This is a genomic window from Glycomyces albidus (genome assembly GCF_009451885.1).
In the GTDB taxonomy this organism is placed as follows: domain Bacteria; phylum Actinomycetota; class Actinomycetes; order Mycobacteriales; family Micromonosporaceae; genus Glycomyces; species Glycomyces albidus.
On the sequence record NZ_WIAO01000018.1, the window covers coordinates 24415 to 50736 of the forward strand.

General features: G+C 69.7%; 28 protein-coding genes and 1 pseudogene. 17 read left to right on the top strand and 12 right to left on the bottom strand.

Annotated elements, in window-relative coordinates; all coding sequences use genetic code 11:
- Nucleotides 1–23: 23 nt before the first annotated feature.
- The 4 genes from GFD30_RS15165 to GFD30_RS15180 all read left to right on the top strand — a co-directional run bounded on the left by GFD30_RS15165 (nt 24) and on the right by GFD30_RS15180 (nt 4878).
- Nucleotides 24–494, top strand: a complete 471-nt coding sequence (locus GFD30_RS15165; RefSeq protein ID WP_153026042.1) for a VOC family protein — start codon at nt 24–26, stop codon at nt 492–494.
- Between the two features lie 10 nt (nt 495–504).
- On the top strand, nt 505–846 hold the full coding sequence (locus tag GFD30_RS15170; RefSeq protein WP_153026043.1) for a YciI family protein: 342 nt from the start codon (nt 505–507) through the stop codon (nt 844–846).
- Nucleotides 843–2057 carry a sigma-70 family RNA polymerase sigma factor gene (locus GFD30_RS15175; RefSeq protein ID WP_322633272.1) on the top strand — a complete coding sequence of 405 codons (1215 nt, stop codon included), beginning with the start codon at nt 843–845 and terminating at the stop codon, nt 2055–2057. Before GFD30_RS15170 ends, GFD30_RS15175 begins: the two co-directional genes overlap by 4 nt.
- Before the next feature lie 457 nt (nt 2058–2514).
- Nucleotides 2515–4878: an AAA family ATPase gene (locus tag GFD30_RS15180; protein ID WP_153026044.1), complete on the top strand. Its 2364-nt coding sequence runs from the start codon at nt 2515–2517 to the stop codon at nt 4876–4878.
- A gap of 468 nt (nt 4879–5346) precedes the next feature.
- On the opposite strand, the gene GFD30_RS15185 is transcribed toward GFD30_RS15180, so the two are convergent.
- The 3 genes from GFD30_RS15185 to GFD30_RS15195 are packed head-to-tail and all read right to left on the bottom strand — an operon-like array spanning nt 5347 to nt 7258.
- Nucleotides 5347–5763: an arsenate reductase ArsC gene (locus GFD30_RS15185; protein ID WP_153026045.1), complete on the bottom strand. Its 417-nt coding sequence runs from the start codon at nt 5761–5763 to the stop codon at nt 5347–5349.
- A 41-nt stretch (nt 5764–5804) separates the two neighbouring features.
- Nucleotides 5805–6890 (bottom strand): ACR3 family arsenite efflux transporter, encoded by a 1086-nt coding sequence (arsB, locus tag GFD30_RS15190; protein ID WP_153026046.1) that lies wholly within the window; start codon nt 6888–6890, stop codon nt 5805–5807.
- Complete coding sequence (locus tag GFD30_RS15195) at nt 6887–7258, bottom strand: ArsR/SmtB family transcription factor (protein ID WP_153026047.1); 372 nt, start codon at nt 7256–7258, stop codon at nt 6887–6889. Before GFD30_RS15195 ends, arsB begins: the two co-directional genes overlap by 4 nt.
- Before the next feature lie 253 nt (nt 7259–7511).
- On the opposite strand from GFD30_RS15195, the gene GFD30_RS15200 reads away from it, so the two are divergent.
- Entirely contained in the window at nt 7512–8156 is a 645-nt protein-coding gene (locus GFD30_RS15200) for an arsenate reductase/protein-tyrosine-phosphatase family protein (RefSeq protein WP_153026048.1), read from the top strand.
- Nucleotides 8157–8235: 79 nt separating this feature from the next.
- Here the strand turns inward: GFD30_RS15200 and GFD30_RS15205 are convergent, their stop codons facing one another.
- Complete coding sequence (locus tag GFD30_RS15205) at nt 8236–9750, bottom strand: NAD(P)/FAD-dependent oxidoreductase (RefSeq protein WP_153026049.1); 1515 nt, start codon at nt 9748–9750, stop codon at nt 8236–8238.
- A gap of 107 nt (nt 9751–9857) precedes the next feature.
- On the opposite strand from GFD30_RS15205, the gene GFD30_RS15210 reads away from it, so the two are divergent.
- Nucleotides 9858–10217: an ArsR/SmtB family transcription factor gene (locus GFD30_RS15210; RefSeq protein WP_153026050.1), complete on the top strand. Its 360-nt coding sequence runs from the start codon at nt 9858–9860 to the stop codon at nt 10215–10217.
- 19 nt (nt 10218–10236) lie between these two features.
- Nucleotides 10237–10773 (top strand): DinB family protein, encoded by a 537-nt coding sequence (locus tag GFD30_RS15215; RefSeq protein ID WP_153026051.1) that lies wholly within the window; start codon nt 10237–10239, stop codon nt 10771–10773.
- Between the two features lie 30 nt (nt 10774–10803).
- Here the strand turns inward: GFD30_RS15215 and GFD30_RS15220 are convergent, their stop codons facing one another.
- Nucleotides 10804–11118 (bottom strand): ArsR/SmtB family transcription factor, encoded by a 315-nt coding sequence (locus GFD30_RS15220; RefSeq protein ID WP_153026052.1) that lies wholly within the window; start codon nt 11116–11118, stop codon nt 10804–10806.
- Nucleotides 11119–11181: 63 nt separating this feature from the next.
- Here GFD30_RS15220 and GFD30_RS15225 point away from each other — a divergent pair, with 63 nt between their 5' ends.
- Nucleotides 11182–12354: a flavin-containing monooxygenase gene (locus GFD30_RS15225; RefSeq protein WP_153026053.1), complete on the top strand. Its 1173-nt coding sequence runs from the start codon at nt 11182–11184 to the stop codon at nt 12352–12354.
- On the opposite strand, the gene GFD30_RS15230 is transcribed toward GFD30_RS15225, so the two are convergent.
- Nucleotides 12308–12574, bottom strand: a complete 267-nt coding sequence (locus tag GFD30_RS15230) for a hypothetical protein (RefSeq protein ID WP_153026054.1) — start codon at nt 12572–12574, stop codon at nt 12308–12310. The two genes, GFD30_RS15225 and GFD30_RS15230, sit on opposite strands and share 47 nt — an antisense overlap.
- A gap of 97 nt (nt 12575–12671) precedes the next feature.
- Between GFD30_RS15230 and GFD30_RS15235 the strand changes: the two genes are divergently transcribed.
- The 3 genes from GFD30_RS15235 to GFD30_RS15245 all read left to right on the top strand — a co-directional run bounded on the left by GFD30_RS15235 (nt 12672) and on the right by GFD30_RS15245 (nt 15169).
- Nucleotides 12672–13502: a hypothetical protein gene (locus GFD30_RS15235; RefSeq protein ID WP_153026055.1), complete on the top strand. Its 831-nt coding sequence runs from the start codon at nt 12672–12674 to the stop codon at nt 13500–13502.
- Between the two features lie 39 nt (nt 13503–13541).
- The gene (locus GFD30_RS15240; RefSeq protein WP_153026056.1) at nt 13542–14258 is read left to right on the top strand and encodes a hypothetical protein; all 717 of its coding nucleotides are present in this window, start codon (nt 13542–13544) and stop codon (nt 14256–14258) included.
- A gap of 140 nt (nt 14259–14398) precedes the next feature.
- Nucleotides 14399–15169: a hypothetical protein gene (locus GFD30_RS15245; protein ID WP_153026057.1), complete on the top strand. Its 771-nt coding sequence runs from the start codon at nt 14399–14401 to the stop codon at nt 15167–15169.
- A gap of 203 nt (nt 15170–15372) precedes the next feature.
- Here the strand turns inward: GFD30_RS15245 and GFD30_RS15250 are convergent, their stop codons facing one another.
- Entirely contained in the window at nt 15373–16389 is a 1017-nt protein-coding gene (locus GFD30_RS15250) for an alcohol dehydrogenase (RefSeq protein WP_153026058.1), read from the bottom strand.
- Between the two features lie 170 nt (nt 16390–16559).
- Between GFD30_RS15250 and GFD30_RS15255 the strand changes: the two genes are divergently transcribed.
- Nucleotides 16560–17450: a helix-turn-helix domain-containing protein gene (locus GFD30_RS15255; RefSeq protein WP_153026059.1), complete on the top strand. Its 891-nt coding sequence runs from the start codon at nt 16560–16562 to the stop codon at nt 17448–17450.
- Nucleotides 17451–17513: 63 nt separating this feature from the next.
- On the opposite strand, the gene GFD30_RS15260 is transcribed toward GFD30_RS15255, so the two are convergent.
- Nucleotides 17514–18203, bottom strand: a complete 690-nt coding sequence (locus GFD30_RS15260) for an MgtC/SapB family protein (RefSeq protein WP_153026060.1) — start codon at nt 18201–18203, stop codon at nt 17514–17516.
- Nucleotides 18204–18428: 225 nt separating this feature from the next.
- The gene (gene mshB, locus GFD30_RS15265) at nt 18429–19310 is read right to left on the bottom strand and encodes an N-acetyl-1-D-myo-inositol-2-amino-2-deoxy-alpha-D-glucopyranoside deacetylase (RefSeq protein WP_153026061.1); all 882 of its coding nucleotides are present in this window, start codon (nt 19308–19310) and stop codon (nt 18429–18431) included.
- Nucleotides 19311–19469: 159 nt separating this feature from the next.
- On the opposite strand from mshB, the gene GFD30_RS15270 reads away from it, so the two are divergent.
- The 3 genes and pseudogenes from GFD30_RS15270 to GFD30_RS15280 all read left to right on the top strand — a co-directional run.
- Nucleotides 19470–20276, top strand: a complete 807-nt coding sequence (locus GFD30_RS15270; protein ID WP_153026062.1) for a hypothetical protein — start codon at nt 19470–19472, stop codon at nt 20274–20276.
- A gap of 11 nt (nt 20277–20287) precedes the next feature.
- Nucleotides 20288–22183, top strand: coding sequence for a fumarate reductase/succinate dehydrogenase flavoprotein subunit (locus tag GFD30_RS15275; protein WP_153026063.1), 1896 nt, complete (start codon nt 20288–20290; stop codon nt 22181–22183).
- A pseudogene (locus GFD30_RS15280) lies at nt 22183–22932 on the top strand (succinate dehydrogenase/fumarate reductase iron-sulfur subunit); the annotation flags it as partial. The gene GFD30_RS15275 and the pseudogene GFD30_RS15280, both read left to right, overlap by 1 nt.
- Before the next feature lie 117 nt (nt 22933–23049).
- Here the strand turns inward: GFD30_RS15280 and GFD30_RS15285 are convergent.
- From GFD30_RS15285 to GFD30_RS15295, 3 genes are read right to left on the bottom strand one after another with little or no spacing between them, the layout of a single operon-like run.
- Nucleotides 23050–23478, bottom strand: a complete 429-nt coding sequence (locus GFD30_RS15285; RefSeq protein WP_153026065.1) for an organic hydroperoxide resistance protein — start codon at nt 23476–23478, stop codon at nt 23050–23052.
- 21 nt (nt 23479–23499) lie between these two features.
- A complete protein-coding gene (locus tag GFD30_RS27955; RefSeq protein WP_153026066.1) occupies nt 23500–23946 on the bottom strand; it encodes a MarR family winged helix-turn-helix transcriptional regulator in 447 nt (148 codons plus the stop codon).
- Between the two features lie 51 nt (nt 23947–23997).
- Entirely contained in the window at nt 23998–24561 is a 564-nt protein-coding gene (locus tag GFD30_RS15295; protein WP_322633273.1) for a TetR/AcrR family transcriptional regulator, read from the bottom strand.
- 118 nt (nt 24562–24679) lie between these two features.
- Between GFD30_RS15295 and GFD30_RS15300 the strand changes: the two genes are divergently transcribed.
- Entirely contained in the window at nt 24680–25102 is a 423-nt protein-coding gene (locus GFD30_RS15300; RefSeq protein WP_153026067.1) for a hypothetical protein, read from the top strand.
- Between the two features lie 123 nt (nt 25103–25225).
- On the top strand, nt 25226–26299 hold the full coding sequence (gene ychF, locus GFD30_RS15305; RefSeq protein ID WP_322633274.1) for a redox-regulated ATPase YchF: 1074 nt from the start codon (nt 25226–25228) through the stop codon (nt 26297–26299).
- The last annotated feature ends 23 nt before the right edge of the window (nt 26300–26322 follow it).

Sequence of the window (26322 nt, forward strand, 5' to 3'; positions counted from 1 at the left end):
CATTCACGAGAAGGAGCAGACCCATGACGGCCACACCTGACCCGATCCCGTCCACCTACCCGCGCGTCACGCCCGCCCTCGTCGTCGACGGCGCGGACAAGGCGCTCGCGTTCTACCGGGAGGTCCTCGGCGCCACCGAGCGGATGCGGGTCCCCGGGCCCGGCGGCACCATCGCCCACGCCGAGATCCAGATCGGGGACTCGGTGGTCATGGTCGACGACGCCTCGCCGGTCGCCGGCACCAAGGCCCCGCCCGAGGGCGGGTTCAGCGGCACGCCATGCTCGCTGTTCGTCTACGTTGAGGACGTGGACGCGGCGGTGTCACGTGCCGTCGAGCTCGGCGCGAGCCTCGACGGTGCGGTCGAGGACCGCTTCTACGGCGACCGCACCGGATCGATCATCGACCCGTGGGGGCACGCCTGGACCGTCGCCACCCACGTCGAAAACGTGGACGATGACGAGATGATACGGCGCCTGGCCGACCTGTACGGGTAGGAGGAGACCGATGAAGTACGTGCTGATGTTCGTCGAGACCGAGCAATTCGCCAAGGACCTCGAGGCCATGGCGCCCGCGGACCGCGACCGCGCCTACGCCCTGGTCGGCCAGTGGATGGCAACGCACACAGACAAGATCCGCGGCCACAGCAAGCTCATGGGGCCGCACACCGCCACCACCGTCCGCCTCGACCAGGGCGCACCGGTCGTGACCGACGGCCCCTTCGTCGAAGGCAAGGAGGTCGTCTCCGGCTTCGTCGAAGTCGACGTCGCCGACCTCGACGAAGCGCTCGGGATGGCCCGGACCTGGCCCGGCTGCCCGGTCGTCGAGATCCGGCCGCTCGAGTCGTGACCGAACCTGCGGCAGACGAGCTGGCCCGCATCGTGCGCGAGCACGCGGGCCGGCTCGCCGCCGTGCTCGTCCGCCTCACCGGCGACTTCGCCACCGCCGAAGACCTCGTCCAAGACGCCGTCGTGTCCGCCCTCGAACGCTGGCCTGTCGAAGGCATGCCGGACCGGCCCGATGCCTGGCTGTTCACCGTCGCCCGCAACAGGGGCCTGGACCTGCTGCGCCGCGAGAGCAATCACCGCGCCAAACTCGCCCAGCTGCAGTGGCCTCTCCGGACCGAACCGGACGACCGCCTCCGCCTGGTCGTCACCTGCTGCCACCCGGCGCTGCCACGCGCGGCGCAGATCGCGCTCACGCTCAGGGTCGTCTGCGGCCTCACCACTGCTCAGATCGCCCGCGCGCTCCTCGTCCCCGAGGCCACGGTCGCGCAGCGCATCACCCGCGCCAAACGCAAGATCGCCGAGGCCGGCATCCCCTACCGGATTCCGACCGGTGACGACCTTACCGAACGGCTCGAGCAGGTCCGCACCGTCATCTATCTCGTGCTCAACGAGGGCTACCTCGCCACCGCCGACCGTTCCCACTCGCAGCGCCTGGTCGGCGACGCCGTCTGGCTCGCCGCGTTCCTGCGCGAACTGGTCCCCGACGACCCCGAGACCGTCGGACTGCTTGTGCTCGCCCGGCTCCACCAAGCCCGCGCCGACGCCCGTTTCACGATTGACGGCCGCATCGTGCTCCTGGCCGACCAGGACCGCTCGCAGTGGGACCGCGCCGCCATCGAGGAAGCGACCGCCCTCCTCGCCCGCGCCGCCCGCCGCCGGCGACCCGGTCCTTTCCAGCTTCAGGCCGCCATCGTCGCCTGCCATGCGGAAGCACCGGACTGGGACTCGACCGATTGGGAACAGATCGTCCTGCTCTACGACATGCTCTTCCGCCTGGCTCCGTCGCCCCTCATCCGGCTCCACCGCGCGATCGCCCTGAGCCACACCAGAGGTTCCGCGGCCGCGCTGGCCGAGATCGAGCTGCTCGCTGGCGACCTCGACGGCCATCACCTGTTCCATGCCGCCCGCGCCGAACTGCTCCGGTCGCTCGGCGGCACAGAGGCGGCCCGGGCTGCCGACGAGCGCGCGCTGGGCCTCACCGCCAACCCCGCCGAGCAGGCGCTACTCCAAGGACGAATCGACTGGGCTGGCGAGACTAACCCGATAGGCTGATTCGTCCTAGACGTTACCGCCGAGAGCGAAGCCGGAACTGGGAACTATGCCCATCAACGACCCGGACCTGGCTGACGGGCCTCGCGAATCAGCTTCTTGACACTGGAAAAGCCGACGCCGTACCTCTCGGCCACCAGCGGCTGACGCATCCCCAGCGTCGCCTCGAAGTTCTGCGAGCCGATCAAGCACTACGACCGTTTCTGGATGGATCGCCCCGAGAACTCTCACGAAATCGGTAAGCAAAAGTCTTCAACCCGTCGGCCTCGAGAGAGCAGAAAGCCCTTATTGGTTCCGCTGCAACGCGAACCGGTGACTTTCGGGCCATCGGCTAACACCAGCGCGGCGGTCGTGAAGTACCGCAGTCTCCGCTTTCACGGATGCGGCTTGTCGCACCTGGAACGTAGGCTGCACGAACGTGACTCACTGAGTTGTTCAAAGACGAGCGCAGGGAGCAGTGGTGCGCCTCCACGAGATCTGGATCCGGTTCTACAAGTCCTTCAACTTCGACTATGAACTCAAGGCGTCGCCGAAAGCGAAACCGCGGCCCTGGCAGGACTCCCCTGAGGGCTGGCTGCCGCACGTCAAGATCCCGATCGAGCCTGATGTTACCGCCGTCGTTGGTGCGAACGAGTCGGGCAAGTCGCATCTTCTGGATGCGATCAAGATCGTGCTCACGGGTGAGGGACTGCGGCAGCGCGACTTCTGCCGGTCGTCGGCGCTGTTCTCGGTCGAACGCGGTTCAAGGCTCTTCCCCGAGGTCGGGGCGACCTTCCACCTTGATGCGGCCGATCGCAGTGCCTCGGAGGGCCTTGCAATCCCCTTGCTTCGCAACGGCGACCTGTTGATGCTGCGACCCGCACCTGGCGTTATTCACGTCGTCGATGCCGACGACCAGCCGATCTCACTTGCGGCAGACCAGGTTGAAGGACTGACCAGTCTGCTGCCCGTCCCGCGCGAACTCCGCACCGACCTGGCACTTCCCGACTCCGTCTCGATCAACGCACTTGCGAAGGGGAAGACCAAGCTAGCCACCCGCAAGCAACGAGGCTGGATTATGTCGCTTCTCGAGGGGATCGCTACCGTCGAGGATGTCAACAGCAAGGCAGCGGCCATGGTCGACATGCTGGGCAACGGCGATGCTCTACCCGAGGCGCAGCGCCTCGGCATGGATCTACTGCTCAAGGTCGCCCGAATCGAGGAGTCAAGCTTCGACGAGCTCCGCAAGGCCATCGCCGAGGAACGGGAAGGCCTTGTCAACGGACTCATCCAGGAGATGAACCGCTCGATCGCGCGCCATCTGAACGTTTCCCGATGGTGGAGCCAGGATCCCGACTTCCAGCTCCGAGTTTCTCCGCGCGAGCACGAGCTCGTGTTCACCATCCGCGACCGCACCGGAACGGATTATTCCTTTAGCGAACGCAGCCGTGGACTGCAGTACTTCCTGAGCTACTACGTGCAGCTACTCTCTCAGGCTCCAGCCGATGACCGTCCGGAGATCTTGCTGATGGACGAGCCGGACGCCTACCTCTCCGCTTCTGGGCAACAGGACCTCCTCCGCGTGCTTGAGCACCACGCCCGCCCCGACGATTCAGATCGGGAGGACCAGGTCATCTACGTGACCCACTCTCCGTTCCTCATCAACCGGAACGCCGGGCACCGCGTGCGCGTAGTCGACAAGGGCACTCGGGATGAGGGCACCCGCGTTGTCAAGGACGCCACCCGAAACCACTATGAGCCACTGCGCACCTCGCTAGGTGCCTTCGTCGCCGAGACCGCCTTCATCGGCGGCGACAACCTCTTCGTCGAGGGCATTGCCGACCAAGTCATGCTTGCCGGGATGAACTCGCGCCTGCTGCGAGCCGGGCGTCCCCCAAGCCAGTGTCTCGATTTGAACGAGGTCACCATCGTGCCTGGCGGAGCCAGCATCCCCTACATGGTCTATCTCGCGCGTGGACGCGACCAAATCAAACCCGCCTGCGTAGTGCTCCTGGACGGCGACTCTGCCGGACAGACCGCTAGGAAACAACTGAGAAGTGCCGGACCGTATAAGAAACCGATCATCGATGAGAAGCTCGTCGTGGTGCTCTCGGAGTGGGCCGATTCGGCTGACCTCCAAGTCACCCAAGGCGTTGTCATCCGTGAAACCGAGGACCTCGTTCCAGTACAGGTCGCCGTCGCCGCAGGCCAGCGATACGCTCGGACCTTCCTGGGCCTCGATGAGCTCGAGGCAAAAAAGCTCACCGAAGGCGCCGTCACAGCCCTGCTGGCCGACAATGACGGCAGCCTGTGGGACGCACTCGCAGCGGCCTTCTCGCAAGTTTTTGGTACCAGTATCAGCAAGGCCGGGTTCGCCAAGGAACTGCTCGCCTATCTGGCCTACTCCGAGGAGGACCGCCAGCGTCCTCACGGGGTTCCCGCACTCGATCAAAACTTCGCGGCGCTGCTTCAACACCTTGCCGAAACCCTTCGCAATGCGGGCGAACGCGAGGCCGAAGCTCGCCGCAATCAGCGCCTGACCCGCATCATCAAAGCGTTCGAGGATGACTTCCCCGAAGGATGCATCCGCGACCGCGCCCTGGTGCTTCTACACAGCATCGACGCGGCCGCCGACGACACTTCGGCTGGAGACTTGATTAAGGCCCACACCGCGAGTATGCGCCGGACCTACAAGCTCGCAACCAGCCCGAGAGAGAACATCGACGACTACGCACAGTTCCTCGTCGAACTCAGGCGGACTCGCTATTTGGAAAGACTCTCACAGCAGGGGGATCCAGCTGCTCAGTCTCTTGGAGCATCAGCGAAGGCTGGCTCCGGATCGTAGTCCCGGAATGACTCCAGTACCTCTCTTTGGCTCCGCCCGGATCCGTGACAAGGACCCAGATAACGACCCAAACGTACTCGTCAAGTCCTCCACACGGGCTTGGCGGATCAACTTCTTTACGCTGGTCAATCCGATGCCGTAGCGGTCAGCCAGAACCGGCTGCCGGACTCCGGCATGGAAGGCCGCGACCAGGGCTTCAGCATCGGCTGGCGTCAATCGCTGGCGGAGCGACCTGGGCCGCCGGGAATCGGAAACGAGGGCAGAACTGGACGCGAAATCGCAGAGCGGCGTGCCTATTCGCCGTTCCAACCCCTCATGCAGGGCGACTACCTGCGCCAATGTGTTCGAATACGCGACCATACGGGGCACATTATATTGATAGTCTTGAATATCTTTCATGTTTCGACTGTGCGGCCATGTACCCGGCCGGGCCCGCGCCGATGATGACGTCGCGGACCTCGGTGGTGCTCATGCTTTCTGGTCCTCGGGGAAGAGTTCGGCGAGCAGGCCCTCAATGCGGGTCTTGATCTCGTCGCGGATGGGGCGGACGGCTTCGACACCTTGCCCGGCGGGGTCGTCGAGTTTCCAGTCGAGGTAGCGCTTCCCGGGGAAGACCGGGCAGGCGTCGCCGCAGCCCATGGTGATGCACACGTCGGAGGCTTCGACGGCGTCGTAGGTGAGGATCTTCGGTTTCTGGTCGGCGATGTCGATGCCGACTTCGGCCATGGCCTCGACCGCGGCCGGGTTGACCTGGTCGGCCGGGGCGGAGCCGGCGGAGCGGACCTCGACGCGGTCCCCGGCGAGGTGGGCCAGCCACCCGGCGGCCATCTGGGAGCGGCCGGCGTTGTGGACGCAGACGAAGAGCACGGACGGCTTCTCGGACATGACGTTTTCCTTTGCGGTGTCGGGCATTTGGTTGTTCATGGTCAGGCTTCCTGGAGTTCAGGTGTGCGGAAGAACCGGCGCGCCCACAGACTGACGTAGACGAGGGCGACGAGGACCGGGACTTCGATGAGCGGGCCGACCACACCCGCGAGGGCTTGACCGGAGGCGGCGCCGAAGGTGGCGATGGCGACGGCGATGGCGAGCTCGAAGTTGTTGCCCGCGGCAGTGAAGGCGAGGGTCGTCGTGCGCCCGTAGCCCAGGCCGACAGCCTTGCCGAAGGCGAACGACCCGGCCCACATGATCGCGAAGTACGCCAGGAGCGGGAGCGCGATGCGGACGACGTCCATGGGCTGGGCGATGATCGCCTCGCCTTGCAACGCGAAGAGCACGACGATGGTGAACAGGAGGCCGTAGAGCGCGAACGGCCCGATCTTGGGGAGGAACTTCGACTCGTACCAGTCGCGGCCCTTGCGGCGCTCGCCGATCCGTCGCGTCAAGTACCCGGCGGCGAGCGGGATGCCGAGGAAGACGGTGACGTTGAGGGCGATCTCCCAGCCCGAGACGTCGAGTCCGGTGGCGTCGAGGCCGAGCCAGCGGGGCAGGGCGTCGAGGTAGAGCCAGCCGAGGGCGCCGAAGGCGATGACCTGGAAGACCGAGTTCAGGGCGACGAGGACGGCGGCGGCTTCGCGGTCGCCGCAGGCGAGGTCGTTCCAGATGATGACCATGGCGATGCACCGGGCGAGCCCGACGATGATGAGCCCGGTCCGGAACTCGGGCAGGTCGGGCAGGAAGATCCACGCGAGGGCGAACATGAGCACGGGCCCGATCAACCAGTTGAGGACGACCGAGGAGACCAGGAGCCGCTGGTCGGCGGTGACCGAGTCGAGCTTGTCGTAGCGGACCTTCGCCAGGACCGGGTACATCATGATCAGCAGCCCGGCCGCGATCGGGAGCGAGACGCCGCCGATCTGGATCGCGTTCAGTGCCTTACCCACGGCTGGGATCCACTGGCCCAAAGCGATGCCGGCGAGCATGGCAGCGCCGATCCAGACGGGCAGGTACTTGTCGAGGGTCGAGAGCCGTCCGCCCATCGCCGTCTTCTGCTCGGCGGCGGTGTGGGCGGTCATGCGTTCACGCCCTGCGGGACCGAGAGGACGGTGGAGAGCAGGTCGAGAGCGGGCTGCTCGGCGCGGTAGTAGACCCAGGTGCCGCGGCGTTCGGCGGTGACGAGGCCGATCTCCTTGAGGACTTTAAGGTGGTGGGAGATGGTCGGGGCGGTCAGGTCGAACGCCTCGGTCAGATCGCACACGCACGTCTCGCCGCCCGCATGGGAGGCGATGAGCGAGAGCAGCCGCAGCCGCACCGGGTCGCCGAGCGCTTTGAACGAGGGGGCCAGGCGCTCGGCCTGGTCGGCGGTGAGAGGTTCGGCGACCAGGGGGACGCGGCAGTCCTCCAGGTCCGCGCCGCCCACGAGTTGAACAGGCTGTTTCGACATGCGTCTAGTTTGACGACCGTCTAGGCAATCGACAAGCCGAGCGGCCGTGCCTTCGGCCCACCCTCACGGACCGGAGCTGGCATACGTCGGCGGTGACCAGCAACGCCGCCGCCACACCTGCCCCAGCGGGTGCGCGAGCGCCGATGAGATGTCGCCCTGAGTTCAGCCAGGGTTCATCTCGACAGGTCTCTAATTAGAGCAACATCTACTTAGATGAGCATCGCATTCACTCCTCGGCGAAAGGAACGCTGTCATGCCTGCTGAGAGCCTGACCATCCCGCCCGAAGCGGCCCGGCTGCTGCGCCATTCGGCCGAGCGCCTGGCTGAACGTTTCGCGGACGCGTTCTCCCCTGAGACCGTGGCCGAGTGCCTTGACGACTCCTACATCGTTCTGGCCGCGACCGCCCGGGTCCGCGACCACCTGTACGTCCTGGCTGAGCGGTTCGCGGCCGAGCGCTTGGCCGCCACCGCCAAGGCCACCGGGCTCGCGGTCGCGGACGTGCCGGAGGTGCTGTTCGTGTGCGTCCACAATGCCGGACGCTCCCAGATGGCCGCCGCGCTCCTGGCCCACCATGCCGCCGGGCGCGTGGTGGTCCGCTCGGCCGGCTCGGCTCCGGTCGACCAGGTCAACCCGGCGGTCGTCACAGCGATCGAGGAGATCGGCCTGGACGTCTCACAGGAGTTCCCCAAGCCGTTGACCGACGAGACCGTGCGAGCTTCGGATGTCGTGGTCACCATGGGCTGCGGCGACGCCTGCCCGATCTACCCGGGCAAGCGCTACCTGAACTGGGAACTCGACGACCCGGCCGGGCAGAGCCTCGAGACCGTGCGCGGCATCCGCGACGATCTCGACGCGCGCGTCCAGACCCTGCTGCGCGAGCTCCTCGGCCAGGCGTGAGACCGACCGCCCCGGCGGGCAAGGGAACGGCCGGGACACTGGTGCGTCCCGGCCCGGTCTCCCTAGCCCGTGTTCAGGATCAGCCGCAGCAGCTGCCTGTGGCGGGCTGGAGTTGCGGCAGTTCGCGGCGCTCGCCGGAGTAGCCGTGCAGGACGCCGGTCGCCAGGCCGCGCCCGACCGAGACCGGCTCCGGAGCGGCCGTGCCGCAACCCGAACCGGCCGCAGCGGTGTCACTCGTGCCGCAACCGGCGTCGGCATTCGCGGTCGAGCCGCAGCAGCCGCCGGCCTCGCCCGCTTCGGCGATCGAGGTGGCCTCCAGGGACCGGCTGGAAGAGCACACGCCGGTCTCGGGCAGCTCCAGCTCCACCTTGTCGGCGGCCTCGCGGTCCCCGGCCAGGGCGGCGGCGATGGAGCGGACCTGCTCGTAGCCGGTGGCGAGCAGGAACGTCGGCGCCCGGCCGTAGGACTTCATACCGACCAAGTAGAAGCCCTCGTCGGGCTGGGCGAGGTCGGCCTCGCCGTGCGGGGGCACGGTGCCGCAGGAGTGGAAGTTCGGGTCGATGAGCGGCGCGAGCTTCGCGGGAGCTTCGACGGTGCTGTCGATCTCGAGCCGGACTTCGCGCAGCATGTCGAGGTCGGGCCGGAATCCGGTCGCGGCGGCGACGTGATCGGTCTCGATGATCTGCTCGACGCCGGCGATGTTGCCCACCACCGCGACCGAGCCATCCGCATGCGGCTCGAATCGGTCGATGGTGAACCCGGTGACGAGTTCGATCGCACCCGATTCGACCAGTTCCCGCAGGCGGGTGCCGATCGTGCCGCGCGCGGGGAGCGCGTCCGCTGACCCGCCGCCGTAGAGGCGGGTCGGGGAGTCGCCGCGGATCGCCCACACCACAGTCGTGTCCGCTTCCTGCTCGGCGAGCTGGGCGAGGTTCAGCAGGGTGTTCGCCGCGGAGTGGCCCATGCCGACCACGAGGGTCCGCTTGCCCGCGAACCGGTTCCGCTCGCTCCCGAGGACGTCTGGCAGCGGCCCGGCCGCCCACGCAGCGTCTGCGTCTTCGCCGGGTGCGGCGAGGCCGTGGGCGCCGAGAGGGTTGCGCTGTCCCCAGGTGCCGGAGGAGTCGATGACCGCGTCGACGACCAGGTCCGCCCATTCGCCCTCGGTGGTGCGGGTGCGCACCAGGTAGGGGCGGCCGTCGCGGCCGATGGTGCGGGTCTTGTCCACCCCCAGCCGCGCCACCGCCGTCACGCGGGTCCCGTAACGAATGTGCTCGGCCAGCTCGGGGGTCTTCGCGAGCGGGGCGAGGTAGGCGTCGATGAGTTCGGCGCCGGTGGGGAGGGCGTCGGGGTCGGGGGCGATCCAGCCGTGCGATTCGAGGAGCCGGCGGGCGGCCGAGTCGATGTCGAAGCGCCACGGGGAGAACAGGCGCACGTGCCCCCACTGGCGGATCGCGTCGGCCGGTCCTTCCCCGGCTTCGAGGACGATCGGGGTCAGGCCGCGCTCGATCAGGTGCGCGGCGGCGGCGAGTCCGACCGGGCCCGCGCCGATCACGGCGACGGTGGTGGTGGCGGGGTGCTCGTTGCGGTTGGACATGATGATCCTTCGTTGGTCAGCGGGTCGCGCCAGTCGCGATCACATCAACTCACCTAATTAATATCAGCGTTTGCTGTTGATAGCAAGTTCTGTGGTTTACTTGACTCATGACCCGCACGATCGAACTCACTCCGGCCTCGATCGCCGCCGAGCCCGACGGCGACCTCATCGACCGCGCCCGCGAGCTCGCCCCGCAGTTCAAGGCCCTCGCCGACGAGAACCGCCTCGCGATCGTCCTGCTGCTGTCCGAGCGCGACCGCACCGTCCGCGAACTGACCGACGCCACCGGCCTGGCGCAGACCCTCGTCTCCCACCACCTCGCGCCGCTGCGCGAACTCGGCCTGGTCACCGTGACCCCCAAGGGCCGCAGCAACGTCTACTCCTTGTGCTGCGACGCGTTCACCGCACCGATGCGCGCCCTCGCCGGCCTGTCGAACAACACCGAATCCACCGGCTGCGGCTGCTGACCCGGGAGCGGTGAGGACCATGGCGCAGCCGCCGACCATCGACCGCGAGGCACTCCACGCGGAGATGGAGCGGGCCCGCACCGAGTTCCACCGCTTCCTGGGCGCGGCGGACGCCGAAGCGCTGCGCCGCCGCACCGACGGGACCCGCTGGACCAATGAGCAGATGCTGTTCCACATGCTCTTCGGCTACTTCCTGGTCCGCGCACTCCGGGTCCTTGTGGTCGGCATGGACCGCGCACCCCGCTGGTGCTCGCGGAGCTTCGCTGGGGCGTTGAACGCCACGACCCGGCCGTTCCACACCGTCAACTACCTCGCCTCGTGCGCCGGGGCCACGGTGATCGACCACCGTCGGGCCGGGCGCCGCTTCGACCGGACGGTCGCCGCCCTCCACCGCCGCCTCGACGCCGAAACCGACACCGACCTCGCCCGCGGTATGCACTTCCCGCCCGGCTGGGACCCGTTCTTCAAGCGCTACATGACCCTCGCCGAGCTCTACCACTACGCGACGGTGCACTTCGACTTCCACCAGCGCCAACTCACCATCGACCGCGGCTGATCGGGCGTCGCTCGGCCGCGCCGTCGCCGGTCAGCAGCACCCGTCCAAGAATCCTCGCAACCGGTCGAGCGCGGCGCCGATCCGCTCCTTGTCCGCCCGGTAGTAGACCGTCTTCGCCTCACGGCGGCTGGCCAGCAGACCGCCGTCCTTGAGCTGCGCCAACTGCTGCGAGGCCGTCGACTGGCCGATCCCCAGTCGCTCGGCGACCTCGCCGACGCTCAACTCACCGCCGCCGGCGAACAGCAGCATCACCTGCTGGCGCGCCTCGGAAGCGAGGGCCTTCAAGAACCGGCCCGTCGCCTCGTCGGGCACGGGCACAGCGGGATCGGAGTTCGCGGTCGCCATGAGCCCCAGCCTAGACTCATATCGTCATTTCATGAAATCGTGGAATGACGATATGATGCGGGCATGGACCTCATCGACACCCTCGTCATCGGCGCCGGGCAATCCGGCCTCGCCACCGCCCACGCCCTTGGCCAGCAAGAGATCGCACCGGTGCTCCTCGAAGCGGGCGACGCCCCGACCGGAGCATGGCCCAACTACTACGACTCGCTCACCCTGTTCTCCCCGGCCCGCTATTCCGCCCTGCCCGGCATGCCCTTCCCCGGGGAGCCTGACCGGTACCCCCACCGCGACGAGGTCATCGCCTACCTCGCCGCCTACGCCGAGCGCCTCGACGCCGACCTCCGCACCGGCCACCGCGTGCAGACCCTCACGCACGACGATGGGATCTTCACCGCGCACCTGGCCGACGGCCGCGCCCTGCACGCGCGTACCGTCGTCGCCGCCACCGGCGGCTTCACCAACCCCCACCGGCCCGCACTCCCCGGCCTCGACACCTTCACCGGCACCGTCCTCCACGCCGCCGACTACCGCAGGCCCGAACCTCTCACCGGGCAACGCGTCATAGTGGTCGGCGGCGGCAACTCCGCCATCCAGATCGCCGTCGAACTCGCCGAACGCGCGCGGGTCACCGTCACCACCCGCGGGAGGCTCCGCTTCGCACCCCAACGACCCCTCGGCCGGGACCTGCACTTCTGGTACACCATCACCGGCCTCGACACCGCCCCCATCGGACGCTTCCTCACCCACCCGCCCACCGTCCCGGTCCTCGACACCGGCCGCTACCGCCGCGCCATCACAGGGGGACGCCCCGACCACCGGCCCATGTTCGCCCGCCTCGACGGCGACCGGGTCCACTGGAGCGACGGCACCACCGAGCAAGTCGACGCGATCATCCTCGCCACCGGCTACCGCCCCGCCCTCGACTACCTCACCGGACTCAACCTCCTCGACCAGCACGGACACCCACGCCACCGGAGCGGCATCGCCACCAGCCTGCCGGGACTGGGCTTCGTCGGCCTCGAATGGCAACGAAGCCTCTCCTCCGCCAGCATCCGCGGCGTCGGCCGCGACGCCGCCCGCATTGCAAGCTCCCTCGCGAAGGTGGCAGGCTCGCCAAATCCCGTATTCCCTCAAGTCGTCCTCGATGCTGCCGCCAAGCGAAAAGCCGGTACTAAGAACGATCTCCCACTCACCGGGCTGGATCTGCCTGACGGTCCTCGCGAATCAACTTCTTGACGCTGGTCAGGCCGATGCCGTAACGCTCGGCCAGTATCGGCTGGCGCACGCCAGCGCGATATGCCGCCACCAGCGCCTCGATCTGAGTTGGAGTCAGGCGCTGGTGCAGCGAGCGCGGCTGGCGCGGCTCCTCGGCGGAGGCGGGACTGGACGCAACTTGGCCGATCGGCGCGCCCAATCGCCGTTCCAACGCCTCATGCAGGGCGACTACCTGCGTCAACGTGTTCGAATACGCGACCAAACGGGGCGCAGTTCACTGATGCACTTGAATGTCATTCACGTTCTGCCAGTGGTTGCGGCCTGGAGTAGGAGTGGCGATGGGGCTCGCGAAGCCGGTCGAGGCCTGGGCGCGCAAGACCGATGCGGCCGAATGCGAATGGGCGCGCGACGCGGTCGACTCCTGGGCCCGGGACATGGCGTTCCCGCAGCCGTTCAGTTGGGGCGAGGCCGAGGCGGCGGTGCTCTCGCGCGACTACCCGCCGCTGCCCGGATCCTTCGTCATGCGCCTGGTCGGCGTCATCGCCTGGGCCCTCATCGCGATCCTCGCTGCGCCGACCCTCGGCGGCGCTGTGGCCGGCTTCGCGGCGATCGCGGCCGCCGCCGCCCAGGACGGCCAGGCGGCCGCCGACGACTGGCTCTCCTCCGCGACGCTCCTGTACGGGCTCGGGGCGGCCAGCGTCGGCGCGTACCTGAGCATGTGGTTCCAGACGCGGCGCCGGAGCCCGGTGCTGCTCGTCGTCTCCAGAGCGAGCGCGCTCGCCGCCGGTGCCTCCTGGGCGGTGCTCGCGCGCTCGCCCGTCACCGCTGAGGGCTGGCTGCCGCTGCTGATCATCGCGACCGCCGTCATCGGAACGGTGACGTTCGTGCTCGGCGCGTTCTCGAAACCCGAAGGGCGGCCGAAGCACCGCAGGCCCCCGCCGCGCGGGCCGAGGGGCGACCGGCGGGCGCGCGCCGTGAAGGCGCGCCAGCGGCTGCTGGAGGTCGTCGTCCACCGCGGATTGGTCGACCTCGACGATGCCGACCGGATCCGGGTCGGCGAGATGCCACTGGGGTACTGGAACGAGCTCGACGGCCTCAGCGATCGCGAATGGCGGCGGGTGCTCGAGCGGCGCCACGTCGGCTGGCGCGAATTCGACGCGAAAGGCTGAGACCCGCATGCCCGCCGCCACCGAGATCGAGGAAGTCTGATGCCCAAGGCCGCCGCCGTCCAGCCCAGCGAATGGGCGACGATCCACGACAGCTTCACCCCGTTCGACATCGGCGCGCTGAACCGGGTCGTGCTCGACTACGCGCACGTGGAGCTGACGCTGGCGGGGCGCTGGTACCGGCGCACGGCCCTGGGGAGGGCGGTCGCCGCGGCCGGCTTCGCCTTCACGATTCTCTCCCTGTGCGCGGCCGTGGCGCTGGGTCTCATCATGCTCACCGGCGCCGTCGACAATGCGGCGCTGCTCCCGGTGGCGTGGGCGGGCGCCGGCCTGTCCGCCTGCGCGATCCTCGGGTTCTTCGTGCCGTGGGCGCTCACGCCCTACCGGCAGTGGGACCGGACCCTGAACGGCATCGCGGTGATGATCGTCGTGATCGCGGCGCTGTCGCTCGGGGCGGCGCTCGTCCGGCGATGGGAGGCCGCCTCGAACGCGGCACTGGCCGTACCGTTCATCCTGCTGGCGGCGTTCGCGGTCGGCGTCATCGTCGTCCACGCCCGACTGCGGGCCACCGGGAAGCCACCGGCGGTGGACGTCGCCTCCCTGTCGCCGAGCGACATCGCGATCCTGCGGAAGGCCCGGCAGCGGGCGCTGAAGATCCTGCGGCACCGGAACGTCGTGGCGTACAAGGACTTCGACGGATACGACAACGCCCCCTTCGACACCGCAGGCGACGCGGGCACCGCCTACCGGTCGCCCTGACCCGCGAAGGCGCCCGCACCGCCCCGCCGATCACTGCGCCCGCCGGGCCGGTGTGCGTCGGCTAGGATCGACGGGCTTTCGAACCCCGCCCGATGGGATCAGGTCTCGCCATGTCAGGTAGGTCATTCAGCGGTCAGCGCATGGAGTCGCGAATCGGCTCGCTCCTCGGCCCCGAGCGCACCTCGATCTTCGTCCGCCGCATGCGGATCGTGGGGGCCTGCCTCGGGATCGCCCTGATCGCGGTGTCCGTGGTGCTGGGGACCGTGAACGGCGGATTCGAGTGGACCGACTACCACAGCTCGACCGCCCGCAGCAGCGGCGGAACCGGGCTGTCGTACGAGGGCACCGGCGTCGTGTTCGGGCTCGTCTTCCTGATCGGCCCCATCGGTTTCGGCTACGCGCTCCGGGCCGGCGCGGGTGAACTGCTGTACCTCGACGGCACCGAGCTGACCGTCGTGAAGCCCGGACGCCGCGCACCGAAAGTCTTCGACCTCGCCCGGGTCCGCTCGGAAGTGCGCCTGGAGCGAGTGCCCGGTTCGCGGCCGGGCAGCGCCGCGGCGCGCGAGCGATCCGGCAGCTACCGGCCGGTCCTGGTGGTGCGCTCCGAGACCGGCCGCCGCGAAGCCGTCATCGAACTCGCCGACCAGCGCAGCCGCGCCATGCGCCTCTCAAGTGAGACCCGGGCGCTCGAAGCCGCCATGCGCTTCGGCGTCGACCCCGCGAACCAGCGCGCCGCGGGCCAGCTCCGCACCCTGCTGCGCTGGACGAGGCTGCCGGTCATCCACGACGCCGCGCCCGACGCGATCCCGGTGAGCCCGGATGGTGCGACATCGGCGCCGATCCCGCGAACCCGGGTCGCCAGCGGTGTCGAGGGACCGGAGATCGAGGTCGTGGGAGCGGGCCGCGGCTGAGCGTCCGGTGAGAGCAGGTCCGCCACGCCCCGCAGAGCAGCCTGGAAGGCTCCTTCCACCGACGGCCTTCACCACTGGCGACCGGTCAGGCCATCGGACCCTCGGCCGGCCGAACGACCCGGCGCTTCGAGCAACCGACGGCCGAGGACCCCCCGGCGGTCCAGGGGGTCCTCTCGCCTCCAGGCATCAACAGTCCACTGTGGCTAGTTTCCGGTGGTGAGGACGACGCGGAAGCGGGCGTCGCCGGAGATCATGCGGTCGTACGCGGCGTTGATATCGTCGAGCGCGTAGGTCTCGGTCATCGGCCGCACGCCGGTCAGCGAGGCGAACCGCATGGTGTCCTCGACGTCCTTGGCGGTGCCGGACGGGTGCCCGTGGATCGTCCTGCTCGTCGGCAGGATCTGGAAGGGGCTGACCTCGATCGGCTCGGGCGCGGCGCCGACGACGAGCAGCTCGCCGCCCGCCCGCAGACCGTCGACGCAGGCCGACATCGCCGCCGAGTTCATGGCCGTGGCGAGCACGACCTTGGCGCCGCCGAGCTCCTGCAGCCGCGCGGACGCGTCGCCGGCGGTGGAGTCGATGTAGTGGTGCGCTCCGAGCCGCTTGGCCAGGTCGGCCTTCCCTTCGCCGCGGGCGATGGCGACGACCTCGAAGCCCATCTTGGCGGCGAACTGGACCCCGAGGTGCCCCACCCCGCCGATGCCGAGCACGGCGACCAGGTCGCCGGCGCGTGCGGCGCTGCGGCGCAGCGAGTTGAAGGCGCTGACCCCCGCGCAGCCGAGCGGCGCGGCCTCCACGGCGCTCACGTCCTCGGGGATGCGGGCCAGCGCGCTGACGGGCACCACGGTCGTGTCGGCGTACCCGCCGGGGTACTGCCACCCGGGCACCTTGACTTCGGCGCAGTGGATGAAGTCGCCTTCGCGGCAGGCGCCGCAGCGGCCGCAGTTGCCGCCGAACCAGCCGACCGCGACGCGCTCGCCGACGTTCCAGCCCTCGACGCCCTCGCCGAGGGCGTCGATGCGGCCGGCGATCTCGTGGCCGAACACCGCGGGCCACTCGACGGGGTAGCCGCCGTTGATGAAGTAGTGGTCGGTGTGGCAGACCCCGACCGCCTCCACCGTCAGGCGGACCTCGCCCCGGCCGGGCTCGGCGCTCTCGCCGGCGACCACGTCGAAGGACCCGCCGACTTCGGCGACCTGGGCAGAACGGATGGTGGACATGGGAACTCCCTTTCGAGCCTCGCCGGCGGCGGTCGTCGGCGGGATGACTCCAACCTAGGCTTCGCAAGGCTCGGACAGGGCCGCTCAAAAGGCCCTCTGAGCCCTGGGACGCGGCCGCCTAGGACTCGCAGTCCCAGGCAGAGGACTTGGGGCGCTGGCATGATGGAGGAATGACGACGGTCAACCGCGAGCTCGCCGACTTCCTGCGGCGAGCTCGGAGCAAAGTGGACCCCGCGCGGGCCGGGCTCCCTCACGACGGCCGGATCCGGAGGGTCCCGGGGCTGCGCCGCGAAGAGGTGGCGCTGCTGGCCGGCGTGTCGACCGACTACTACACGCGACTGGAGCAGGGCCGCCGGATCACACCGTCGGACGGCGTCCTGGACGCCATCGCCCGGGCGCTCGGTCTCGACGGGACCGGCCGGGCCCACCTGGGCCACCTGGTCGGCGCTCCGGCGGGCGCGGCGCGCCGGCGCCGGCCGACGGTCCAGCGCGTGCGGCCGGGCCTGCACCAGCTCCTGGACACCTTGGAGGGCCATCCGGCGCTGATCCTGGGGCGGCGGACCGACGTGCTGGCGAGCAACCGCCTGGCGCGGGCGCTGTTCGCCGATTTCAACGCGATGCGGCCACCTGAGCGCAACTACGCCCGCTGGATGTTCCTGAGCGAGCAGGCGCGGGCCCTGTTCATGGACTGGGACGAGCACGCGAGGGCCTGCGTGGAGAACCTGCGGCTCGACCTCGGCACCTACCCGGACGACGAGCTGGCCCTCGGTCTGGTCGCCGAGCTGGTCGAGCAGAGCCCGGAGTTCCGGGCCTGGTGGGAGGAGCACGGCGTCTTCCAGCGGACGTTCGGCACCAAGCGGCTGCGGCACCCGGTCGTCGGCGAGCTGGCCGTGCAGTACGAGACGTTCACGATGCCCGGCGACCGCGACCAGGCGCTCTTCCTCTACACGACCGAGGCCGGCACGTCGTCGCGGGAGGCGATGGACCTGCTCGGCAGCTGGGTCCTCGCGGAGTCGGGGACGCCGGGTCCGTCGGCTCCGGACCCCGACCCGGAGCCCTGATCGGCGCGTCCGGCGCGTCCAGCGCTGCCGGGGCTTCCTGGCGGCCGGTCGCGTCGGCGCGGCTCAGAGGCCGCCGTTGATGACGTGCTCCTGGAAGGTGACCGCCGTGATGCCCTCCTTCGCGCTGAGCCGGGCGGTCAGCTCCTTGATGGAGCCGCGGCCGGCGAGCATGAGGTCCGTCGAGCGCTCGTCGCTCTCGCCGTCGTGGTTCTCCTCCTCGATCTCGACCACGGTGAAGCCGCGCTCGGTGCAGGTCGAGAGGGCTTCGGTGAGGGCCGCGGAGGTCGTGTACCGCAGGTGCAGCCGGCCGGAGTGCTTGGCGTGGCGGGCGATCATGTCCTCGACGGGGGCGAGGCCGGCGACGACGAGCAGGTGCATGAGGGCGACCGCGGCCGCGATCCAGTAGAGGCCGGCGGCGCAGGAGACCGCGATGGCCGTGGTGGACCAGATCGAGGCGGCGGTGGTCATGCCGAAGACGAGGTTCCGGTGGAAGAAGATGACGCCCGCGCCGAGGAAGCCGACGCCGGTCACGACCTGTGCGGCGATGCGGGCGGGGTCGACGCCGGGGGTGCCGGGTTCGATGCCGCCGAAGCCGTAGCGGCCGGCGAGGACGAAGAGGGCGGCGCCGACGGCGATGAGCGCGTGGGTGCGCATGCCGGCGGGCTTGCCCTGCCATTCGCGTTCGGCGCCGACGAGGATGCCGAGTGCGAGCGCGAGGGCGACGGGCCCGAGCTGGGTGAGGAACTCGTTCATAGTGCCGGGGTGGGTACCCGCGCCCGCCGTCGTGAATCCTGCGAGGACCGACGGGAAGGCGACTGCTCCGGTTCTGCCGGTCAGGCCCGTCCTGTGGGCGGGGCGGTATCCGAGTCCGTTCCCCCGCCCGGCGGAGGGCCTTGCGATGCCGGAGCCGCGTCGGAAGCCCGGCGGCGCGGCGGGCGGCGTACGGGCCGGAACGGCGGCCGTGCGGACGCCCGGGTCCTACGCGAGGAGGTCGGACTCCCACTCGTTCGGGCCTTCGCCGGGGCCGCGCCGGCCTTTGACGAGGATGTAGTACTCGGCGGCGACCGCGCCGTCGCCGAGCTTGTCGCCGAGGAGGTCGAGCCAGTCGCCGGGGGCGATCTGGGTGGCGTACGCGGCCATGGCCTCGCGCTTCTGCTGCGCGGCGGTCGGGCCGGCCGTGATGCACGCGTGGATCTCGTCGTCGGCGGAGCCGAAGGGGAGGTCGTCGACGGAGGCGGCGCCGGCGAAGGGGTTGTCGCTGGCGCCGGCGAAGGCCGCGAACTGGGCCTCGATGACGGCGCGGGGGACGGTGGTCCAGTAGACCTTGCGGATCTCGTGGGCTTCGCCGAGGTCGGGGCGGTACGACGCGTCGGCGGCGAGGTCGGCGGCGCGCATCGCGACGCGGTGGGCCTGGATGTGGTCGGGGTGCCCGTAGAACCCGTCGGGGTCGTAGGTGACGAGGACGTCGGGGCGGCGGTCGCGGACGACGGCGACCAGGTCGGCGGCGGCCTCGTCGACGTCGGCGCCCCAGAAGGCGCGCGGGTGGTCGTTCGAGGGCAGGCCCATCATGCCGGAGTCGCGCCAGCGGCCGACGCCGCCGAGGAAGTGGGTGTCGGTGACGCCGAGGGCGGCGGTGGCCTGGCGGTACTCCCAGTACCGGTAGCCGCCGAGCTGGTCGGCCTGGTCGGCCGCGAGCTGCGCGAGGTGCGGGACGCGGATCTCGCCCTCCTCGCCGAGGGTGCAGGTGACGACGGTGAGCCGGACGTCGGGCCTGGCGGCGTAGTGGGCGAGGGTGGACCCGGTGGAGACGGTCTCGTCGTCGGGGTGGGCGTGGACGAACAGGATCCCGCGTGCGCTCATGGCCCCAAGCCTAACGGCGCGCGGCCGCCCCATGCGCCCCAGCGGACGCCCCGACCGCTCACGCGAAACTTTGCACTCTACAGCCCCAGTAAGAGGAAAGCTCGTAATTGTGATGTACCCCATGGACTTACGTCACAGCTTCGGGGATATCCTGCGCTGATGACCACGACCGAAGACAGTGCCGTCTCGTCGCCCCCGCGGGCCGCCATCAAGGCGCGGAACCTGCGGATCGACAACTGGCGGCGGGGCCCCATCCTGACGGTTCTCGGCATCACCGCCTGGGTCGCGTACGCGACCTTCCGGGTCTTCTACCAAGGCGACTACTGGGTCGCCGACTACCACTACCTGACGCCGTTCTACTCCCCGTGCGTCTCCGACGGCTGCGTCCCCGAATCCGCCCACTTCGGACGGTTCCTGCCGGACCACCCGCTCATCCCGTACGCGGCGCTGAGCCTGCCGTTCCTGCTCGCGTTCCGCCTCACCTGCTACTACTACCGCAAGGCGTACTACCGGTCCTTCTGGCTCTCGCCGCCCGCGTGCGCCGTCCCCGACGGACACGCGAAGTACACCGGCGAGACCCGCTTCCCGCTGATCCTCCAGAACTTCCACCGGTACTTCTTCTACGCCGCGTTCCTCATCTCCGTCATCAACACCTGGGACGCGATCCTGGCCTTCCACTCCCCCGACGGCTTCGGCCTCGGCCTGGGGAACCTGATCCTGTGGGCCAACGTGATCCTGCTGTGGTGCTACACGCTCGGCTGCCACTCGTGCCGCCACGTCATGGGCGGGCGCCTCCGGCACTTCTCGAAGCACCCGGTCCGGTACCGCTTCTGGACGCTCTCCAGCGCGCTCAACGCCCGCCACATGATGTGGGCCTGGATCACGCTCGCGTCCCTGGCGCTCACCGACTTCTACATCATGGCCGTCGCCGCCGGCTGGATCACCGACCTCAGGTTCATCGGGTAAAGGGGAATCGCATGAGCGACAACGCCATCCACGACGTCGAACGCCTCGCCTGCGACGTCCTCGTCATCGGCGCCGGCGGCGCCGGCCTCCGCGCGGCCGTCGAGGCCCGCCTCGCGGGCAAACGCGTCATCGTCATCTCCAAGTCCCTGTTCGGCAAGGCGCACACCGTCATGGCCGAAGGCGGCGCGGCCGCCGCCATGGGCAACGTCAACGCGAACGACAACTGGCAGGTCCACTTCCGCGACACCATGCGCGGCGGCAAGTTCCTCAACAACTACCGGATGGCCGAGATCCACGCCCAGGAGGCGCCCGACCGGATCTGGGAGCTCGAGACCTACGGGGCCCTGTTCGACCGCACCGCCGACGGCAGGATCAGCCAGCGCAACTTCGGCGGCCACGAGTACCCGCGCCTCGCCCACGTCGGCGACCGCACCGGCCTCGAACTCATCCGCACCCTCCAGCAGAAGCTCGTCTCGCTCCAGCAGGACGACGAGGCCGCCGGAGAAGGCCCCGACAAGCTCCAGGTCATCGACGAGACCACCATCACCGAGCTGTTCGTCGAGCAGGGCGCCGTCAAGGGCGCCTTCGGGTACCGGCGCGGGACGGGCCGCTTCATGGCGATCGCCGCGCCCGCGATCGTCCTCGCCACGGGCGGCATCGGCCGGTCCTTCAAGGTCACATCGAACTCGTGGGAGTACACCGGCGACGGGCACGCGCTGGCGCTGCGCGCCGGGGCGAGCCTGATCAACATGGAGTTCATCCAGTTCCACCCGACCGGGATGGTCTGGCCCCCTTCGGTGCGCGGCATCCTGGTGACCGAGTCGGTCCGCGGCGACGGCGGCGTCCTGAAGAACTCCGAGGGCCGGCGGTTCATGTTCGACTACATCCCCGAGGTGTTCAAGGCGCAGTACGCCGACAACCCCGAGGAGGCCGACCGCTGGTACACCGACCCCGACCACAACCGGCGGCCGCCCGAGCTGCTCCCCCGCGACGAGGTCGCGCGGGCGATCAACTCGGAGGTCAAGGCGGGCCGGGGCACCGAGCACGGCGGCGTCTACCTGGACATCGCGTCGCGGCGCAGCGCCGAGTACATCACCGAGCGGCTGCCGTCGATGTACCACCAGTTCAAGGAGCTCGCGGACGTCGACATCACGGCCGCGCCGATGGAGGTGGGCCCGACCTGCCACTACATCATGGGCGGGGTTGAGGTCGACGCCGAGACGGCCGCGTCGAAGGTGGTCGGCCTGTACGCGGCCGGGGAGGTCTCCGGGGGCATGCACGGGTCCAACCGGCTCGGCGGGAACTCGCTCTCGGACCTGCTGGTGTTCGGCAAGCGCGCCGGGGAGTTCGCCGCCGAGCACGCCGCGGTGACCCCGGCGCCGGAGCTGTCCGAGGAGGAGATCGCGGCGGCCGCGCAGGACGCGCTGCGGCCCTTCGCGAACGACGGCGAGAACCCGTACGAGCTGCAGGCCGCGCTCCAGGCGGTCAACGGCCGGCTCGTCGGCATCATCCGCAGGGCCGAGGAGCTCGAGGAAGCCCTCGCCGAGCTGGAGACGCTGCGGCCGCGCATCGCGAACGTCACCGCGGCCGGCGGCCGCGCCTACAACCCCGGCTGGCACCTCGCCCTCGACCTGCGGAACATGCACCTGTGCTCGGTCGCGACGGCGAAGGCCGCGCTGGAGCGCGACGAGTCGCGCGGCGGGCACACCCGCGAGGACGCCCCGGGGATGGACCCCGCGTGGCGACGGATCAACCTGGTGGCCTCGCTGGACGGCGACGAGCTGGTGCTGACGCGCCAGGACGTCCCGGCCATGACGCCGGAGCTGCTGGGGCTGTTCGACCCGAGTGAACTGGCCAAGTACATGACCCCTGAGGAATACCGGTCGACGGAAGCGGAGGACGCCTGATGAGCACGAGGACCTTCCGGGTGTGGCGCGGCGACGCCGAGGGCGGCGACTTCGCCGAGTTCGACGTCGCCGTCAACGAGGGCGAGGTCGTCCTCGACGTCGTCCACCGCATCCAGGCCGAGCACGCCCCCGACCTGGCAGTGCGCTGGAACTGCAAGGCCGGCAAGTGCGGTTCGTGCTCGGCCGAGGTGAACGGGATGCCGCGGCTGATGTGCATGACGCGCATGAACCTCTTCGCGGAGGGCGAGCCGGTCACGATCACGCCCCTGCGGACGTTCCCGGTGGTGCGCGACCTGGTCACCGACGTCTCGTTCAACTACGAGAAGGCGCGGCGGATGCCGGCGTTCGCGCCGCCCGCCGACCTGAAGCCGGGCGAGTACCGGATGCAGCAGGTCGACGTGGAGCGCAGCCAGGAGTTCCGCAAGTGCATCGAGTGCTTCCTGTGCCAGAACACCTGCCACGTCGTGCGCGACCACGAGGAGAACAAGCCGCCGTTCGCGGGGCCGCGCCTGTTCATCCGCGCGGCCGAGCTCGACATGCACCCGCTCGACGCGCGGGACGACCGGCGCGAGGCGGCGCAGGACGAGCAGGGGCTCGGGTACTGCAACATCACCAAGTGCTGCACCGAGGTGTGCCCTGAGCACATCAAGATCACCGACAACGCGATCATCCCGATGAAGGAGCGCGTCGCCGGCGACCGGTACGACCCGCTGGTGTGGCTGGGACGCAAGATCTTCCGCAAGGGCAGGAGCGGGAGCGCGGCCGGATAGGCCGCGCTCGCGCGCGAGGGCCCCGCATCGGGTGATGCGGGGCCCTCGCGGCGTTCCGGCGGCCGGCTCCCGGACGGGGTCCGGCCTCGGGGTCGTCTAGTCGTCGGCCGCTTGGACCAGGTCGATCTCGACGATGATGTTGCCCCGGGTGGCGTTGGAGTACGGGCAGATCATGTGGGCCTTCTCGACGAGGCCCTCGGCCACGTCGCGGGTGGCGCCGGGGGTCGCGACCTCGAGGATCGCGTTGAGGGCGAAGCCCTCGCCCTCCTGGCCGATGCCGACGCTGGCCTCCACCGAGGACGCGCCGAGGTCGACCTTCGCGGTGCGGGCGACGGCCTGGAGTGCACTGTGGAAGCAGGCGGCGTAGCCGGCGGCGAAGAGCTGCTCGGGGTTGGCCTTGCCTCCGGGGCCGCCGAGCTCCTTCTGGATGGCGAGGTCGAGGTCGATGATGCCGTCATCGGTGGCGACGTGGCCGTTGCGGCCCTCGCCGGAGGAGACGGCGTGCGCGACGTACAGCGGTTCCATGTGGTTTCCCCTTCGGTGGTGCTACTCAGTGGTGGTTTCGCGGGTGCGGATCGCTTCGGTGAACTCGTTGAGTCTGTCGCGCAGGGCGACCAGTTCCTCGTAGGACATGCCGGAGGCGGAGCCGACGACTCTGGTGATGTCGCAGCCCTGGCTCTCGAGCGCGGCGCCGGCTTCGGTGAGGTGGACGGTGACGCGCCGCTCGTCGTCCGATTCGCGGCGGCGTTCGACGAACCCGCCGGCTTCGAGGCGCTTGAGCAGCGGCGAGACGGTGCCGGAGTCGAGCTGGAGCTCGTCGCCGAGCTCGGTGACCGTGCGGCCGTCGGTCTCCCACAGCGCCATGAGGACCAGGAACTGCGGATAGGTGAGCCCGAGCCGGTCGAGCAGCGGCCGGTACAGCCCGATCACCGCGCGCGAGGCGGTGTACAGGGCGAAGCAGGCCTGCTCGCGGAGTCTCGGTGTCGCGTCCATGTAGAGAACCGTAGCGCACAACCGAGTTGTGCGCAACCTACTTGCTCCGGCCTACTCCTTGCCGATGCCGGTGGCGGCGGCGACCGCCTTGAAGGCCGCCTCGGGGTCGTCGATGACCGCGCGGGAGAAGTTCCCGGCGATGAGGAGTTCGGCGAAGCCGTGCGCGAGCGACCAGGCGGCCAGCGCGCGGGCGTTGAAGCCGGCGTCCGGATCGGCGCCGCCGGAGCCGCGGTGGAGGGCCGCGCCGGAGCGGGCCTCGGCGCGCAGGAGGTCGGGGTCGTCGACGTGGAGCAGTTCGGGTCGGAACATGATCGCGAAGTAGGCCCGGTGGTCGATGGCGAAGCGGACGTAGGCGGCGCCGACGGCCGAGAAGTCGCCGGTGGTGGCCCAGGCGCGTTCGAGGGCGTCGGCGAGGCGGTCGAACCCTTCGGCGGCGACGGCCGTGAGGAGGCCGGCCTTGTCGCCGAAGTGGTGGGCCGGTGCGGCGTGCGAGACGCCGGCGCGCTTGGCGACGGCGCGGAGGCTCAGGGCGCTCGGGCCGGTCTCGGCCACGGCCGCGACGGCCGCGTCGATGAGGGCCCGGCGGAGGTCGCCGTGGTGGTAGCGGTCGGTCACGCGGACCACTCTAGCGCGGATCTTGACAGTGTCAACCACTGCGCGCTATTCTCCATGCAATAACTTGACAATGTCAAGACCGCTGTGCACCACCAGCACTCCGAGATTGGAAGCCCCGATGTTCGAGTCCGCCTTCGCCCTGAGCGACGCCTCCCGCCTCCTGGCCGGGATCGTCCTGCTCACCGTCGTCACCATCGAGTTCGGCGGCACCTTCCTGGTCCGGATCGCCAGCGGCAAGGTGCCCTTCACCGAATTCCAGAAGTCGTTCTCCCGCGCCGGGCACGCCCACGCCGGCGTCCTGGTCATCCTCAGCCTCATCGGGCTGGTCCTGGCCGACGCGACCGGCCTGGACGGGTTCTGGGGCTGGACCGCCCGCGCCGCGATCCCGCTCGCGGCGATCCTCATGTCCGGCGGGTTCTTCGCCGCGATGGCCGGCAAGGGCCGCACCGAGCCGAACCGGGCGATCGCGGTCCTCTACGCCGGCGCCGCGAGCCTCGCCGCGGGAACCCTGACGCTCGGGATCGGCCTCCTGGCCGCCTGAGGCCGGCGGCGCCCGCCGCGGGACCGGACCAGCCGCCGAAACCCCCGCGCCCCCGGTGGGCGCCCCCTCCTTCCGAGGTCGCGCCGCACGGGCGCGGCGCGGGCCCGCCTACACTTGACTCTCGTGAAACTCAGCATCGGTATCGTCGGCCTGCCCAACGTCGGCAAGAGCACGCTGTTCAACGCGCTGACCCGCTCGGACATCCTCGCGGCGAACTACCCGTTCGCGACGATCGAGCCGAACGTCGGCGTCGTCGCCGTCCCGGACGACCGGCTGCCGAAGCTGGCCGAGATCTACGACTCGGAGAAGATCCTCCCGGCGACGGTGACGTTCGTCGACATCGCCGGGCTCGTCAAGGGCGCCTCGGAGGGCGCGGGCAAGGGCAACCAGTTCCTGTCGAACATCCGCGAGACCTCGGCGATCGCGCAGGTCGTGCGGGTCTTCGAGGACGGGAACGTCACGCACGTCGACGGCAAGGTCTCGCCGGTCGACGACATCGAGACCATCAACACCGAGCTGATCCTCGCCGACCTCCAGACCGTCGAGAACGCCCTCAAGCGCCTGGAGCGCGAGGCGCGCATGAACAAGGACGCCCGGGCCAAGCTCGAGGCCGTCCAGACCGCGCAGGAGGTCCTCAACGGCGGCAGGACGGTCTTCGCCGCCGGGCTTGACACCGAGCTGCTGTACGACCTGCACCTGCTCACGGCCAAGCCGTTCATCTACGTGTTCAACGTCGACGAGGACCAGGTCGCCGACGAGGAGCTGGCCGCGAAGCTGCGCGCGCTGGTGGCCCCGGCGCAGGCCGTGATCCTCGACGCGAAGTTCGAGTCCGAGCTCATCGACCTCGACGAGGCGGAGGCGCGCGAGCTGCTCGAGTCGACCGGCCAGACCGAGCCGGGCCTCGACCGCCTCGCGAGCGTCGGCTTCGAGACGCTGGGTCTGCAGACGTACCTGACGGCCGGCCCGAAGGAGTCGCGGGCGTGGACCATCAAGCAGGGCGCGACCGCCCCGGAGGCGGCCGGCGAGATCCACACCGACTTCCAGCGCGGCTTCATCAAGGCCGAGATCGTGTCGTTCGACGACCTGATGGAGGCCGGCTCGATGCAGGCGGCCAAGGCCGCCGGCAAGGTCCGCATGGAAGGCAAGGACTATGTCATGGCCGACGGCGACGTGGTGGAGTTCCGCTTCAACGTGTGAGCAGTGGCGTTCCGCTCCAACTG